Below are 16,360 nucleotides of genomic sequence, written 5' to 3' on the forward strand. Positions count from 1 at the left end.
TACTTTAACTAAAGCTTTTTATTGTTTTTTCAAGACCTTGCTTCGCTGAAACAGGAAGATCTGTAATTTTCAATGTGTTTTTTATTTTTTCATTTGAAACCAAGAGACTGCCTGTCATCTTTTTCAATCTTTTTGTATTAATTGGAAGAGGTAAAACATCTCCTGTCTTGGCAAGACCCTGTATGAATATTTTAGGTACGGATAAATTGATGGTCTTTTTATTTGTAACTTTTTTTATTATAGTAATGATATCCTTTGTTGAAACCGGCTCATCATCACAAATATGGTAAATTCCCGTTTTTATTTTGTTTTCATTTTTAATAATTTCCGATATAAAGAAATTGAAGTTATCAATAGATAAAAAAGACCTACTGTTGTCAAAAGACGCTAAGGGATATGGAAGCCCTTTTGAAATTATTTTATATAGCAGTCCCAGATTACCTTTATCTCCGGGTCCATGAATCATTGGTGGTCTCAGAATAATCACTTTTTTATTTTCAGGAAGCATCTGTGCTAAAAGCCACTCCTCTGCCTGTCTTTTAGTTTTGCCATATAAAGAAACCGGATTACAGATGGAATCTTCTTTCAGCGGTTCTTCAGATTCAAATTCTTCAACAGCAGCAATTGAGCTTACATGAATAAGAAGCCTGGCATCCGATTTAATAAAAGTATCAAATATCTCTTTTACCAATTCTACATTGGCAAAGGAATAATCTTTTTCAGTCGCAGTCCCTTTATGATCATGTGCTTTGCCTACAAGATTAATCATAATATCCGCCCAACCGGCAGCTTCTTTCCAGGAAGTATTTCTTAATGATATTACCTGAACTTCAGCATTTATCAATCTCGATTGTATAAGATTCTTTCCTACAAAACCGGAACCTCCATAAACGGCTATATTCATAATTATTGTTTTAAAACCTGTTCCCAATGTTTAATAGATGAAAGACCGAATACTTCATTTATCCATCCCTTTAAAGACATACTTTCTCTAATCTCAGAGTTCATTTCTTTAAAATCGGACCGGAAAAAACTTTCATCAAATTTGATTGCTTCTCTTTCTATGATAGAAATATTCTGTGAATCATAAAAAGGGTACTTTTTTATTTTAGGATTGGTAGTGATTAATTTTCTACCGGCTCCCAACGTTTCAAATGTTCTCATTGTAAGACCGTCCTGTCCGGGATGGTTGATATCCAGAATAACTTTGGTATTCTTATAAATATCAACTATTTCGTGATGGGAAAGACTATTAAATGAAATTTTATTGTAGTCAAAGTCTCTAAAATTCTTATCCGTTGCTTTTCTATATTTAAAAAGAAGCTTGCTAGGAGAATAATAAAATGTAAACATCTTTAACTGATGCCCGCCACACCATGATTTAGCTTTTTCACTAATTGAATAACGGTCCGAGTGTGCAGTTCCGATAAAAGCCAGATCATTTTGAAAGTTTTTATTGCTTCCGTTAAGATCTCCATAATCCTGAGCAAAAAACAATGGTCTGAAGCTTATTTGATACTGAACGGCATCCTGACTGTCAAAAGTGAATTTATCATCAAAATAATTTAAAATCTCTAATCCATTCGAATTATTTTTGAATGAGTCATAGGTATAGAAAATGAATTTGATACCTGGATTATTTTCTTTTAAAAAATCAAGGAAAAATTTTGGTGTGGCTTCTCCTTTTATTAAGAGGAAATAATCATATTTCGTATCTTTTATCTTTTCAATGATCTCGTTAAAATACTGATTGATTTTAACAGAATACATTTCTTTTTTTATACGGATAATCGCCTTACTAAAAAAAGAATTAGAAGGTCGCTCATCAAACAGATCAACTGTAGCTCCCATATCTTCCAATTCTTTCTTAATTAAATTTTCATAATTAAAAAATTTAACCGAAATTAAAAGTACGTTTTTACCTTTTAAATTCATTATCTATAATTATTGGTTTGTGAAATTTCTACATTCTTAGAATCAATAATAATACTCTTATTTGGATAATAAATATAATTATCTTTAAAAAGCATACCTTCTGATTTATCAACTTGCAATGCTACCACGTTTGGCGTATTCCTGTAATCTAAAAATTTATTATTTGTAATAATTGATCTAGAATTAGGAATCGCCTTTATTACGGCATTTACATTATTAAGACCTGCACAATCTATAAAATCATTGTTTAATATGCTCCAGTCATAAGCCCCGTTTTTAATTATTACAGCTTCCTGATTTATTCCTTTAACAATATTTCCAATTATCTTGATATTATTGCTGTTCTCACCTACAACGAAATTTTTTGTATAGGAATTCTTATTATAATAGGTATAGCGCCCAAGAAAATTTGAATTACTAATAATAATTTCATCGCAATTATTTAAATAAAAGAAACTATTAATACTTTTTGTATCTGTTGCATGTACAAAAAAAGAATTTGTAATCTGGATCTGCTGAACTCTTTTGATTGCGTTACCTTCAATTCTTATCTGGTAAGCTTCCCGACCATTATTATTAAGTAGTTCCCCAATATATGCATTTGTGATAGATGTATTTTGATGTCCTGTTTTTTCATCCAATGGTTTTAATAGAAGTAAACATTCATGTGCACTATTTAGCCAAATATTGGAGAGTCTGTTTCCACCTGCAACAATCTTAAGACAGATATCTCCTCCGGTAATTTCAGTATTAGTAATAGTGCTATCTGAAAATAACTCCACCCCAACTTTATTTTTAAAAAAAAACGAATTACTAATCCTGAGCAAACCTTGCCGCGATTTTAGACCAATGCTTTGAAAATTATAGAATCCGACATTATCAATAATCAATCCTCCACCAAATGTTCCATCAATACCCATTCCACCTATATTATTGCCATCTAACCGTAAATTCGAAATCTTCACCCAATCACAGCCGTCCACAAATTTCAATATAGGCTCATTTCCTATTGACTTTAGTACCGTTCCTACATCATTGTGCCAATGATTAAAACCAACACCTTCCATGCTTAAACCTTTAAAGTTATAAGGAACAACTAAAGTTCTCACTAGATAAACTCCCTGTTCAAAACGTATTGGCTTACCGCTATTCAATGCATTCTGAATAGCTTTAGTATCATCAGTAATACCATCTCCCTTCGCATTAAATTCTTTCACCGACAAAATTTGTCCGGATAATCCTATTGAATTTAAAAATAAAATAAGAATTAAGGTAACTGTCTTCAAAATAATCTATTTATATAAACCTTTAGCTTTCATCTCATCAATCGACTTTTGATATTGGTCTTCTTGCACTTCCTGGGTATTGACCCATTCTGTGAATTTCTTTAGGCCTTGCTCAAAACTCACTTTCGGCTCAAACCCTAATAAAGAATTAATTTTCGTTAAATCAGCATAATTGTGACGAATATCTCCTAAACGATAATTTCCTGAAACCGTTACCGGAACATCAACACCGTAGTTTTTGATTAAACCATTGGCCACTTCCAAAACATCAGTTGCAACACCAGTTCCTACATTGAAAACATGGTTGTCGGCTTCCTCTTTTTCTAAACCTAAAATAGTAGCATCTACCACATCATCAATGAAAACAAAATCTCTGGTTTCTTTTCCGTCTTCGAAAATATTGATTCCGTTTCCGTTCTTAATTTGGGTCGAAAAAATGGAAAGAATTCCTGTATATGGATTTTTCAAAGATTGACCGGGTCCGTAAACATTTTGGTAACGGAACGCAACACCAGCAATACCAATTGTAGGACAAACTGTAAGAACCATCTGTTCCTGGTTTTGTTTTGTAATACCATAAACAGATGATGGATGAATTTTTGAAGTTTCGTCCGTTCCTACTAAAGTAAGAGCAGAAGAACCCGGGTACTTCACTTCGAAATCACCTTTATCCATATAATCTGCAGTACGTTGTGTCGGATAGACTGCACCTAACTCTTGACTGATATACTTGCCTTCTCCATAAATAGAACGGGAAGAAGCCACCACTACTTTTTTAATATTATGCTTTGTATTAACCAATAAATCTAAAAGAATAGCAGTACCACCAATATTAACATCAATATATTTTTTTACTTCGTACATAGATTGTCCGGTACCGGTTTCGGCAGCATAATGGATGATAGCATCCTGACCTTCTAAAGCTTTTTTCCAATCTTCCTCGTTGGTTACTGAGCCTAAAATAAAATTAACCTTATCTTTAATGCTAAGATACAATGGGGAAGTTTCGGCAGGATCTTCACCATGTATTTGTGGCGAAAGGTTATCCAAAACCGTAATATTATAGCCTTTATCAATCAGTTTTAATGCTAAATTAGAGCCTATAAAACCGGCTCCACCTGTAATTAATATATTTTTCATAATTTGTATTTATTAATCATTATATTTTTCCCAACGCTGGGTTTCGAAATTATATTTTTTTATTGGTTTCGCTGGAGTTCCCACTGCAATAACATTTGCAGGCAAACTTTTTGAAACCACCGAGTTGGCACCTACAATTGTACCCTTCCCTATAATTACACCGGGTAAGACAGAAACAAATTCACCTAACCAAACATTATCTTCAATGATAACTGGTTTTGAAAATAATTTTCTATCATGCGGAATTGAATCTGGAGAAGAATCATTTTCATTTCCTGCATAGCTTCCATGTGAACAGTCGGACACATAAATTTTACTCGCAAATAAGACATTATTCCCTATTTCTACTTTTTCCATTGCCGTTATATGAACATAGTCGTTCATCTGAAAATTCTCACCAAAAAATAAAGTGGTTTGTTTATTTTCCGGATATGCCTCTATCCTGCATCCTACCCCTGTTGTAAAACCTTTTGAAACTTTAATGAACTTTTTACCACGAATATCTATTGGGAACCGAATGATACGAGCATCTGAAAAGGTAAATTTAGTTCTAATCAGATTTAAAGTCATTTTGCATAATCCCCAAAAGCCATATTGTGTCAGCTTACCTCCCATCATACAATTCTTTATAAAATTCCAGATATTTCAAATAAGTTTTGTCCCAGTCAAATTTAGGGAATTGCAAAATTCCTTTTTGAATTAATTCTCTTCTAAATGATTCATTCTCTAATTTCAAAATTCCTTCAGCCATCAAATTCTCATTGATATCATCATACAATATGGCTGCATCTCCAACGACTTCCGGTATTGAAGAATTTTTGTTCGCAATAACCGGGCAATGTGTTTTCATAGCCTCCACTAACGGAATGCCAAATCCTTCGTATGATGACGGGTATAGAAGCACAAACGCTTTATTATATAAAAAGTTCAGATCCTCATTATTTAATCTTGAAAGCTGAATATATTGTGTCCCCAATAAAGATTCAACGTACAATTTTTCATCATCATTAAATGGCTCTCCTATAACTACTAGTTTATATTTATCTTTAACTTTTGCAGCTGTTTTAACTGCGATAGGGAAATTTTTATACTCTGTCCTGTGGCCTATGTAGAGTAAATACTTATAATTTTCAAGAGTCGCGAATTTTGGGTTTTTCTGCGAAATTTCAAAATTCTCATTTATTTTGAAAAAGTCATTACTCACACCATTATAAATAACTCTAATTTTTTTGGGATCTAAATTCGGAACAAAATGCAAAAGATCCTTTTTGGTATTTTCCGAAATACAAATAATACCATCTGAATTCAAAACGGCATGTTTTTTTTGGTGCAAATTCACCCAACGAGCTAAACCAGTTCTAAATTTTTCAGTTGTAAAATCGTGTATCGTTGTTACATTGATAGCATACTTTGATCCTGAAATCCTAAAATAACTGGAATGGAATATACTCTTTTCCTGTATTGACTTCGTGAAATTTAAATATCTCCTAATCTTTAAATTTAGAAAAGTTTCTTTTTCAACATTATGAAGTGAAAACTCTCTTCTAAAAATATTATAATTGGGCTCTTTTTGTTCATAAAATATAACATCCAATTTTTTGTCCGCATTGAATCTTTTTATAAGTTCCGTCCAGTAAACCGAGCCTCCTCCAGAATTTTGAAGTGAATATATGATATTATCGAATACGACTTTCATTTCATTTGAATTAATTTTATTATACCTGGTATTATAAGCAAAAATAATGAAACGAAAAAAAATTGATAGAAAAACGTGCCTGATTCTCCTCTACTCAGATCAAGAATCATGGTAAAAAAGATAAAATTTAAAACTTGATTTTTTTTATTCGCAACCTTATTAATTAAAAAGCCTAAAAATAAATAAAAGAAAAATGGACCTACATATCCAAAGTTTACAAATGCTTCCGTTACAGGAGTGTATGCAAATCCCATTGTATATCTATTTCCAAAATTTCTTTTGATAAATTGATCAGCAAGAGAATATGGTTTCTCGGGATATATATTTCTTGGAATGAAAAAAATTATGGGATACAAATAGGATTCACCATATTTTAAATCTAATTGATTATTTTGATAATTTTCAACATCAAAACTTAATGTATAAAATGGATAAACAAATTCATTACTTTGTAAAGTATTAATGATATTCTGTTCATTTGAAACATTCGTTAATCCCGAGGATAAATTACTTCGAATTGTACCTAGGTACTGAAAAACTGATATTGCTATTAAGAGACCAACTAACAAAGAAAATGTAAATTTTATTTTACGAATATTGACAACCACCCAAAAAATACCTAAAATCATTGGCATAAAATCTCTTCTATTTCCTGCACTAAGTTGTAACAAAATATAATATATCAAAATTGCTATAACAAAATATAGAATTTTTTTTGGAATTTTCTTAAAATAGTAAATAAAATGTAAAAATATACCCGAGATGAGCAATCCAATCACAATGCTACCCATTCCTCTTTCTTCGAATAAAGTTGAACGATCCTTCTCCAATACCGATGGATTAAAAAGAGCTCCTATAGAATAGAAAAAATACGTGACATAACCAATTAGAATAAGTAGTATAATTATAAGAAAAAGATTATAGCCATTATTATTTTTATATTCCTTAATATTAGACTCGTACAATTTATCATATTGTTCTTTCTTATTAAAAGACCAACCTATTATATAGGCTGGAATTGCTGAAGCATAAATTATACTGGATATATAAACGTTATCTGATATTTCACCATTTAGTACTTTCTCTATCATAGCCTGAAAAATTCCATACAAAAAAAGAAATATAAGAAATATTAATGCATTTCCATTTGCTAATAAATAGTTAACTCTATTTTTAATGACAAAAAAACCCAAAAACAAACTATAAAAAAATGCTAGAATTAATAATGTATCATTTTTATATATAACTAAAAACAAATAGCATATTATTAATACAAAGTACTGAAATATCCCAAAGGATGAAAGTAGCTTTTTGAGTAGTCTCATTTATTTAGTTTTAGTTTAGCAAATTCTTTACCCAGTTGCAATGCGTTTTTTTCTACATTATAGTAACTTGCTTTTTTTCTATCCAGTGGATAGTAAATAAAAGAAGCAATACGGCTAAGCCAAATTCTTTTTTTTAATTTAAATCTAAAATCATGTTTTATACAAAGATATGCAGTCCCACATCGATATTTAAATACACGATTTAAAGAACTTTCATCACCTTTAGATAAAAGTACCTGAGGATGAAAAAATTGAATTCTCGGCGAATACATTATATTCAAAGAAGTATCTTCTGTGAGAATTCTGTACAACCAATCATACCCTTCTTCTGCTCCAAAGAAACATCCAGCTCCCATGTTTTCATCAAAATTCCATTTTTTCAATATATCTGTCTTACTTATTACAGTAGCTTCAACAAACCCCCCTAACATATTTCGTTGATTAAGAAAAGTTGATTCTTTTTTGAAATTTAAAACACTGTCTATTCCTTTCTCATCAATACATTTTCCAAATACCATATCAAGATTATTCTTTTCAATCTCTACAAAAGCATTTTGGTAGGTATCGTGTAAAATTTTGCTATCATCATCTGGAAAGCTTATAAATTGTCCCGAGGCTAGCTTAACTCCTTGGTTTTTTGCCTTAGATAAGCCTTTAAAAGAAACTATTTCATGAATAATTGGTAGCTTTTCATTATATTTATTTATTATATTATCTAAAAAATACTTATCATTTTGATCAATAATGATTATCTCATATCGAAAATCCAGCTTAGCTTTTTCTATTGATCCCAATAGATTATCTAATTCTTCTGTACGACCTACTGTGGGTATTACTATTGATAATTTCATATTTTCTTGATCATCCATTTTATATTTTTAACATTTATTAATATATTAATATTGTTTATAAAACTTATAGAAATACAACTTAAAGCTTTGATAATTTTTTTATTTTTAAATGCTTGTTTAAGCAAACTGTAATAGCTGAAAATATAATACTGAGCCGTATATCTATTTACTTCTTCCCTCTCTTCTTTCGAGAGGCTATATTTGTTTAGATACAATACCCTAATTCGATTAATTTGTTTCAAGGAAGATATTATATGACTTCGAGATAATACTTCCAAAGATATATCAAATTTCGAAAGTCTCCAAAAATCATAATTATCACACTTCCCAAACTCTTTACAAATAAACTCTGTAGCAATTCTAATATGACTTTCTATTTGTGAATGATTGTTTGACATTGACATGCCCATTTGATTTATTCTATATAGATATAATGATTCGTCAAGAATTCTAACATTTAACTCTTCATTACAAATTAAATCTGAAAATAGCTTATAGTCTTCAGCAGCTTTATAATTTTCATTATAATTATTATCTGTAAGCAGTTTTTTTCTAACTAGCGAGGGTGCATGAGGAATTGGAGAATTGAAAAACGTTACAAATTTTATTCCTAGCTTAGTTTTCAACAAATCTAATCCATTCGTTTTAAGTGGATTACCATTCTCATCAATAAAGGTATAATTAGACGAAACAATGTCGGCATTATATTTATCCTTCTCTTCTACTAGCTTTTGAATACGTTGAATATCAGAGATATCATCCGAATCCATAAATAAAACATATTCATATTGTGAATAATTAATAAGCAAATTTCTTGTAGCGGTTACACCTAAGTTTTCTTTATTTGCAAATACCTTTATTCTCTCATCTTTTTCTGAATAGAATTTTAAAATTTCTAATGTTTTATCACTTGAATAATCATCAATACATATAACCTCAAAATATGGATAAGTTTGATTGAGAATTGAATCTAATGCCGTATGGAGAAAACGTTCTACATTATAACATGGAATAACAACAGATATATAAGTATTATTATTTTTTCTCATTTTGATTTAGTTTTATTTTCAAAAATGGCTTGATGTAGTAAATAATAATTGAATCCTTTATAATAAATATTTGAAACAATAAATAAAATACACCTGATATAAACATACCTAATAATAACCGTTGTAATGTATTAATATCTGGGAGAAAATAATATATGGGGATAAAAAAACTACTAGCCACTAAAGTTTTAAATAGAAAAGATAAATGTAAATTAAATTTTTGTCTCCTATAAGCAAAATAAAACAATGATAGTGAAACAATTATTTCTGTAGTTAAAAATGCATATGTTGCCCCTAAATAACCTTTCGAAGGGATTAAAGAGAAATTGAGAATTAGACTTATAATAGTACCTATAATAGTTGCTTTCAGAAAATCATTTTCTTTTCTTAGAGGCGTTAAAATGTTTAATGCAAATAAATTACTAAATGGAATTACAAAGATAAGGACAGAAAAAAACTTTAAAGAAAAAACAGCAGGCTCAAATGATTTCCCTCCTAAAACATATATAAATTCTTTGGCATATAAATTAACCAAAATTGCAGCAGGTAAACCCATAAAAATATTAAAAATAACAATTTTACTAATTAGGTCTTGGAAAGCTTTTCTATCCTCAGTTACCATAATTGCTGTTTTTGATAATACAACAGTTGTAAGTGATGATACCAAAATTACAACTATGTTAAAAACCCTAAAAGCTAAGGAAAAATATCCCACACCTTGTTCAGTACTTAAAAAACCCAATAAAATAGTAGTCATAGTAACATAAATACTAATCATAAATTTAGTAGTAAAGAAAGTAAGTAATGGGGATAAATGCTTCTTAAGATTTTTTATTGAAGGCAGTCTATACTCAATTGTTTTATTGATAAAAATAATATTTAAAATTGATGTTAGGACAAATGTCAAAACTGTAATAAAGTAATAAATAAGACCATCAGAAGCATTTTTCACAAAAAGAAAAACAGCTACTATACTGATAATCTTTACTATAAGTGTCCTAACCGCTATAAATTTAAAATTTTCTGTACCTTGAAAAAACCATTCTAATGAGAAAACGCCAACCAATACCTGAATACTCCCTATTAAATAATAAGTCTGATTAGCCTTGACAGTTGGATTTAAAAAAACAAAAAAAAAGTATACAATTAAAACGAAAACAGTCAAAATACTATTGATACTTATAAGTTCTGAGAAAGTCTCATTTAGATTTTGTTTTGAAACAAACTTAGCTTTTGAGATTTCCCGGACTCCATAAACAGAAATTCCTAACGCGGCAATTGTGATAAAGTATTGAGCAAAATTATCAACAAGATTAAATATACCGACTGTTTTAGGCCCCAGAATTCTATTTGTATAAGGCATTACAATTAATGGAAACAGTAATTGGCTTGTAAGAAGCAAAAAATTGAAAATATAGTTTTTAAAAACAGCCATTGAGAAATTTTAATTTTATAAAAGCTCTATTTTATCAACAAATAATTGCTCATACACGTCTTTTACTTTTTGCGATTTATCTTTTTTCAAAACCAATATTGCATCACTTGTAATTATAAGAATACTTTTTTTAATTCCTAAAAATTCTGTGTGAATATCTGTGCCAATTACCATATTACCATGTTTATCTATTGGCTTTCCGTTAGCCTTCAGATAATCATAAAGAGATTCAAAGGACCCCATATCTGACCAATTGAAATCAGATTTTACAACTTTTAACCGGGTTGTTTTTTCCATCACGGCATAGTCTACAGATATAGAGGGAATTTCTTTGCTTTCTTCCAGAGGAAGCTGATTATCATGTAATTTTTCAAATGCTTTTTTTGAGGTATCAAAAACCATTGGCTGATATTTTTTCAGTTCTTCTAAGAATACTTTAGCCTTAAAGCAGAACATTCCGGAATTCCAAAGAAAATTTCCACTATCGAGAAACTCCTGAGCCGTTTCCAAATTTGGTTTCTCTCTAAAGCTTACCACGTCATTTCCCTTTACCTGAATATACCCAAAACCAGTTTCCGGCCGTGTAGGAACCAATCCGAAAGTAATCAGGTAACCCTCTTTGGCTAATTGTATCGCTTCATTGATGGATTTGTCATATTCTACTTGGTTTTCAATCAAGTGATCTGATGGGGTAATCAATAAAATATCTTCATCTTCCACCGCAAATGCAGCCAATGCTATTGCAGCAGCAGTATTTCTAGGTGTTGCCTCGATAATCTGCTGATACTGATCAATTCCAATTTCTGAAAGTGCTGTTTCCGACAGAACATAATTATCAATATTACCAAGTACTAAAATATCATCAGACAGATTTTTATTTCTAAGTGCTGTAAGCTGAAATAAAGATTTATTACCAAAAATATTTAAATACTGTTTAGGCTTATTTTTTCGTGACAATGGCCAAAGACGGCTACCAACACCTCCTGATAAAATTACATTAACGATTCTTGACATTATAATTTTTCTTTCATTTTTTCAAACCAGCTTTTTGTGTGGGCTCCGTAACCATAGCCATATTTGTTTCCATATGCAAAATAATCTTTATTCACATCATTTAAAACAAAGCCTACGTTTCTGATTTTTCCAGAGTCTATACTGCTGTTAGCAAAATCTATTAGTGTTTTTTCTGTGTATCCTGATCTTGTTACGTATAAAGTAACATCGGCAGCTTCTGCAAAAAGGAATGTGTCAGTCACCAACATTAGTGGTGCTGTATCCAAAATAATGTAATCATATTTACTCTTCAGTTCTTCCAACAGGGTTTCGTATCTTCCATTCGTTAAAAGCTCGGTAGGATTTGGGGGAATACTACCAGAATAAATAACATCCAAATACGGATTAAATGTAGATACATGAACAATATCCTGAAGCTGGGTTTTAGGGTCATACAAATACTCCGTAAGTCCTAGTAAACCTTTTCTGGCAGGATTATATCTTTGAAGTTGTGGGTTTCTGATATCAGAACCAATGATAATTACTTTTTTACTTGGAGTAGCTAAAGTAAGTGCTAAATTAACTGATACAAAAGTCTTTCCTTCTCCTTTTACTGTAGATGTAACAAAAACGACTTTCGCATCTTTCTTTTTTGGTAACATAAAATTCATGTTAGTAATAAGAATTCTGAAAGATTCTGCTATTGGTGAAAGATCATTAACTTTTATAAGTTCATCTTCGTCTTTTTCTAAGCTTGGAATTTCACCTATTACAGATTTTTCATGGGAAAGTTTTTCTAAATCATGTTTAGTCTTAACTTTATTATTAAATAATTCTTTAAGATAAATAAAAATAAAAGGCAAAAGAAGTCCCAATACTAATGCTACTCCCAAGAAAAGGAGTTTTTTCGGGGCAACCGGTTTAGGGGAAGGATAAGCATAATCAACAATTCTTGCTTTATTAGCTGTTACTGCTAAGGAAATAGCTGTCTCTTCTCTTTTTTGTAACAATAACAGATAAAGGTTTTCTTTTATCTGTTGCTGACGTTCAATGCTTCTAAACATTTTTTCCTGAGCAGGAATCTTTGTGATTTTTGAACTAATCTTATTTTGTTCTCCTTCATATTGGTTTTTAGCTAATTGAATCCCAGTCTTATTTTTAATCAGGCTTTCCATTACAGAGCCTTTTAAAGATGAAATTTGCTTATTAAGATCTACGACCAGTGGGTTCTGAGGAGTTGCGTTTTCTAACAATCGGTTTCTTTCCAATACCAACTGATTATATGCGGAAATATTAGCAGTGGCAGTAGTGTTATTTAGACCAATATTTGTAGGCAAAACCTGACTGTTATTCTGCTTACCCATAAAATTGATCAACGCATTTGTCAATTCAAGCTGAGATTCCAGGTCAATTTGCTTTGCCCGAGCTTCGGCAGAAGCTTCAAGATTAATTTTTGCTTCTGTTCCTAAATCTGTAATTTGATTATTAGATTTGAACTTTTCTTTTTCATTTTCTACCTGACCCAATTCATTTGATATAATATTGATCCTGTCATCTATAAAATCTTTTGTTTTTTTAGATTCAGAATTTTTATCTGAGATAGCATCATTATTATAGGCTTCTACTAATTTATTTATAATATCTTTAGCTTTAGAAATATTTGCATAATTCAAAGATAATCCTATTACTGTTGCATCTTTATTTCGTAACGCCACATTCAACATTCCCTGTATACGATTTACGGCATCATCAATAGTTGAATAAGTCATATATAAATCTCCTACTTCTCCTGCTTCTAATTTATTGAACTTTGCATTTTTCAAAATTATAATATTGGCATAAGGAAGATTTATGACTCTATTAAAACTAGTTTTAATCTCAGGCAGCTCATCACTTCTTAATGTTATATTTTCTCCTGAAATTTCAATTGAAACTGGCTTTGTAGGCACTTTAGTGAAAGGCTTTTCATTAACAACTTCAATAGCTATGGGAGAGGTGTTTTTATAAAGCTCTTTTTCTTTTAAACTATATTTTGTATAGATAGAGGTTTGCAGCCTTAGCTGTTTTACAACCTCCTGCATTAGTTTTTTAGATTTAAAAATTTCTATTTCATTATCGATACTATTGGTTCCCATTCCTCCAAATGTTGACAGATCTGACAATACACCAAAATCTCCACCTACAGGAGCTGCTTTTTTGGCATCTTTGATAAGTACCGATGATTGAATATTATATATAGGTATGGCAAACCTTAAATAAAAATACGCTATAATTAGAGAAATTACAGGAACAATAACAAACCATAACCAATTTTTTAAATAAGGTCTAATTATTTCCTCAATATTAATTTTTTCTGATTCCTCAATAACTGGATTATCCATTATTTAGTTTTAAATTTTACAAGTTATTCTGTTATATAGCAACAGATATTAATTAGTTTATTATCCTAGATTATAGTCTCGCATCTACTAAGCTTCTATCAATACAAGCTTTAGCATCAAAAATAACACTATTTTCTTTTTTCATTTTTTTAAAGTCTAACGTCAGAAATTCCTTATGAGATACTGCTATGATAATAGAATCATATTTTTTATCTTCAGGAAATTGATCCAAGATATCGACTCCATATTCATGCTTAACTTTTAATTTATTTGCCCATGGATCAAAAATATCTACTTCTATACCATATTCTGTTAATTCATTATAAATGTCAATTACTTTCGTATTCCTTATATCAGGGCAATTTTCTTTAAAAGTTATTCCTAGAATTAAAGCTTGTGAGTTCTTAATAACGTTACTCTTTGAGATTAATAATTTAACGACTTTTGAAGCTATAAACTTTGTAATTGAATCATTTACTCTTCTGCCCGATAAAATAACATCCGGATGATATCCTAACTGCTCAGCCTTATGAGCTAGATAATATGGATCTACAGAAATACAATGTCCACCAACCAACCCTGGTTTATACTTAAGGAAGTTATATTTTGTTCCTGCAGCTTCGAGAACATCATTCGTATCAATCCCCATTCTATCAAATATTAATGCTAATTCATTGACAAAAGAAATATTTACATCCCTTTGGGCATTTTCAATTGCTTTAGATGCTTCAGCCACCTTAATGCTAGGTGCTTTATGAGTTCCTGCTATAATAATTTTTTTATACAAGTTATCCACCTCTTCTGCTATTTCTTTTGTAGACCCAGAGGTAACTTTTTTTACATTTGTTAAAGTATTCACTTTATCACCTGGATTAATTCTTTCAGGAGAATATCCCACAAAAAAATCTTGATTAAATTTTAACCCAGAATACTTTTCTAATACCGGAACACATTCTTCTTCTGTACAGCCAGGAAAAACAGTAGATTCAAATATTATTATATCATCTTTCTTTATAACTTCTCCAAGCATCTTTGAAGCGGACATTAACCAACTTAAATCCGGAGCATTATATTTATCAATTGGAGTTGGAACAGTTACTATAAAAATATTGCAATCAACAATTTCATTCAATGTACTGGTCCCTTTATAGCCTGTTTTGCCATTTGAATCATTATATTTTTTTAAACTTTCATTAAGCTTTTTTATATCTGCTTCAAGGGTTACATCAATGCCATTATTAAGTTGATCAATTCTTTCGGTATTAATATCAAATCCTAAAACTGGAAAATAATTTGAAAATTCCAAGGATAGGGGTAAACCAACATATCCCTGTCCAATAACAGCTATTTTATATAATCTAATGTCATTCATTTGTGTTTAAAGTTGCTAAGAAATATTAAAAAAGAGCATATCTACTTTAGATAATTCAAATCTCACTTCTATTTTTTAATTAAACTTACCACAACAGCAACTGCAGTTACAGCAATTGATATAGCCGTTAAATATATTCCTGTATTTGGATTTTGTTTGGATATTATATCTTTAGTATTATTTGCTGGAACTATAATTGCATCTCCTTGTTTTAGATTGTAATATGGTGAATTAATTAGATTTGCATCTAATAAATTTATTTTTCCGTGGGTAACATTACCATTTTCTGTTCTAATGACTAAAACATCATCTCTCTTTCCATATACCGTCAAATCTCCAGCTAATCCTAATGCATTTAAAATAGTAGCCTGGCCATTCGAAACAGTATAATCTCCTTGTCTATTTACTTCTCCAAGAACTGTAACTTTAAAATTGGTAAATCTTATATTCACAGTAGGATTAATTACATACTGCGTCATTTTATTTCTTAATTCTTCTTTGAACTCAACCAATGTTTTATTTGATGTGTTAAGTTTACCCAATATCGGAAAATCAATATTCCCTTCAGAATCTACAATATAAGTAGGCCCTGCAATAGTACTTGATCCTTGATTAGGAGTATTTCCTCCTGCAAGAGCGTTTGTCTGAACAAGCTCCGATGAAGAATAATTTTGATTAAACGGCTTTACTACATCCATATCCTTAGCTGTCACCAATATCACCAATTGATCACCGGTTTGAATAGTATTACTAGAATTTCTGGAAGACGACTCAACAGCTACCTTCTCGATATTCTGCATATAATTTAGGTCATTTTTTGCATTTGGATTAGTTTTACATGATACTAACCAAAAGGCAGCTAACACCAACAATATCTTACTTTTCATATCTTAAAAA

At 30.4% G+C, this 16,360-nt stretch carries 14 protein-coding genes; all 14 read right to left on the bottom strand.

Annotated features, from left to right (window positions below; genetic code table 11):
- Positions 1 to 4 precede the first annotated feature (4 nt).
- The 14 genes from ACM40_RS08390 to ACM40_RS08455 all read right to left on the bottom strand — a co-directional run bounded on the left by ACM40_RS08390 (position 5) and on the right by ACM40_RS08455 (position 16,350).
- Positions 5 to 904, bottom strand: a complete 900-nt coding sequence (locus tag ACM40_RS08390; RefSeq protein WP_048502364.1) for an NAD-dependent epimerase/dehydratase family protein — start codon at positions 902 to 904, stop codon at positions 5 to 7.
- A gap of 2 nt (positions 905 to 906) precedes the next feature.
- Positions 907 to 1,935, bottom strand: a complete 1,029-nt coding sequence (locus ACM40_RS08395; protein WP_048502365.1) for a hypothetical protein — start codon at positions 1,933 to 1,935, stop codon at positions 907 to 909.
- Positions 1,935 to 3,221 carry a glycosyl hydrolase family 28-related protein gene (locus ACM40_RS08400; protein WP_165579292.1) on the bottom strand — a complete coding sequence of 429 codons (1,287 nt, stop codon included), beginning with the start codon at positions 3,219 to 3,221 and terminating at the stop codon, positions 1,935 to 1,937. The genes ACM40_RS08395 and ACM40_RS08400 overlap by 1 nt, the downstream gene beginning before the upstream one ends.
- 6 nt (positions 3,222 to 3,227) lie before the next feature.
- A complete protein-coding gene (locus tag ACM40_RS08405; RefSeq protein WP_048502367.1) occupies positions 3,228 to 4,361 on the bottom strand; it encodes an NAD-dependent epimerase/dehydratase family protein in 1,134 nt (377 codons plus the stop codon).
- A gap of 12 nt (positions 4,362 to 4,373) precedes the next feature.
- A complete protein-coding gene (locus ACM40_RS20860) occupies positions 4,374 to 4,979 on the bottom strand; it encodes a DapH/DapD/GlmU-related protein (RefSeq protein WP_316932870.1) in 606 nt (201 codons plus the stop codon).
- Positions 4,966 to 6,057, bottom strand: coding sequence for a glycosyltransferase family 4 protein (locus ACM40_RS08415; RefSeq protein ID WP_048502369.1), 1,092 nt, complete (start codon positions 6,055 to 6,057; stop codon positions 4,966 to 4,968). Before ACM40_RS08415 ends, ACM40_RS20860 begins: the two co-directional genes overlap by 14 nt.
- On the bottom strand, positions 6,054 to 7,382 hold the full coding sequence (locus ACM40_RS08420) for an O-antigen polymerase (protein WP_048502370.1): 1,329 nt from the start codon (positions 7,380 to 7,382) through the stop codon (positions 6,054 to 6,056). Before ACM40_RS08420 ends, ACM40_RS08415 begins: the two co-directional genes overlap by 4 nt.
- The gene (locus ACM40_RS08425) at positions 7,379 to 8,251 is read right to left on the bottom strand and encodes a glycosyltransferase family 2 protein (protein WP_048502371.1); all 873 of its coding nucleotides are present in this window, start codon (positions 8,249 to 8,251) and stop codon (positions 7,379 to 7,381) included. The genes ACM40_RS08420 and ACM40_RS08425 overlap by 4 nt, the downstream gene beginning before the upstream one ends.
- Positions 8,230 to 9,282 (bottom strand): glycosyltransferase family 2 protein, encoded by a 1,053-nt coding sequence (locus ACM40_RS08430; protein ID WP_048502372.1) that lies wholly within the window; start codon positions 9,280 to 9,282, stop codon positions 8,230 to 8,232. Before ACM40_RS08430 ends, ACM40_RS08425 begins: the two co-directional genes overlap by 22 nt.
- Positions 9,269 to 10,717 (bottom strand): flippase, encoded by a 1,449-nt coding sequence (locus ACM40_RS08435; protein WP_048502373.1) that lies wholly within the window; start codon positions 10,715 to 10,717, stop codon positions 9,269 to 9,271. The genes ACM40_RS08430 and ACM40_RS08435 overlap by 14 nt, the downstream gene beginning before the upstream one ends.
- A 15-nt stretch (positions 10,718 to 10,732) precedes the next feature.
- Entirely contained in the window at positions 10,733 to 11,731 is a 999-nt protein-coding gene (locus ACM40_RS08440; protein ID WP_048502374.1) for a mannose-1-phosphate guanylyltransferase, read from the bottom strand.
- Positions 11,731 to 14,091 carry a GumC family protein gene (locus ACM40_RS08445; protein WP_048502375.1) on the bottom strand — a complete coding sequence of 787 codons (2,361 nt, stop codon included), beginning with the start codon at positions 14,089 to 14,091 and terminating at the stop codon, positions 11,731 to 11,733. The genes ACM40_RS08440 and ACM40_RS08445 overlap by 1 nt, the downstream gene beginning before the upstream one ends.
- Positions 14,092 to 14,161: 70 nt before the next feature.
- Entirely contained in the window at positions 14,162 to 15,463 is a 1,302-nt protein-coding gene (locus ACM40_RS08450) for a nucleotide sugar dehydrogenase (RefSeq protein WP_048502376.1), read from the bottom strand.
- Between the two features lie 68 nt (positions 15,464 to 15,531).
- Complete coding sequence (locus ACM40_RS08455) at positions 15,532 to 16,350, bottom strand: polysaccharide biosynthesis/export family protein (protein ID WP_048502377.1); 819 nt, start codon at positions 16,348 to 16,350, stop codon at positions 15,532 to 15,534.
- Between the last annotated feature and the right edge of the window lie 10 nt (positions 16,351 to 16,360).

Origin of the sequence: Chryseobacterium sp. BLS98, from assembly GCF_001045445.1 — a bacterium.
In the GTDB taxonomy this organism is placed as follows: Bacteria; Bacteroidota; Bacteroidia; order Flavobacteriales; family Weeksellaceae; genus Chryseobacterium.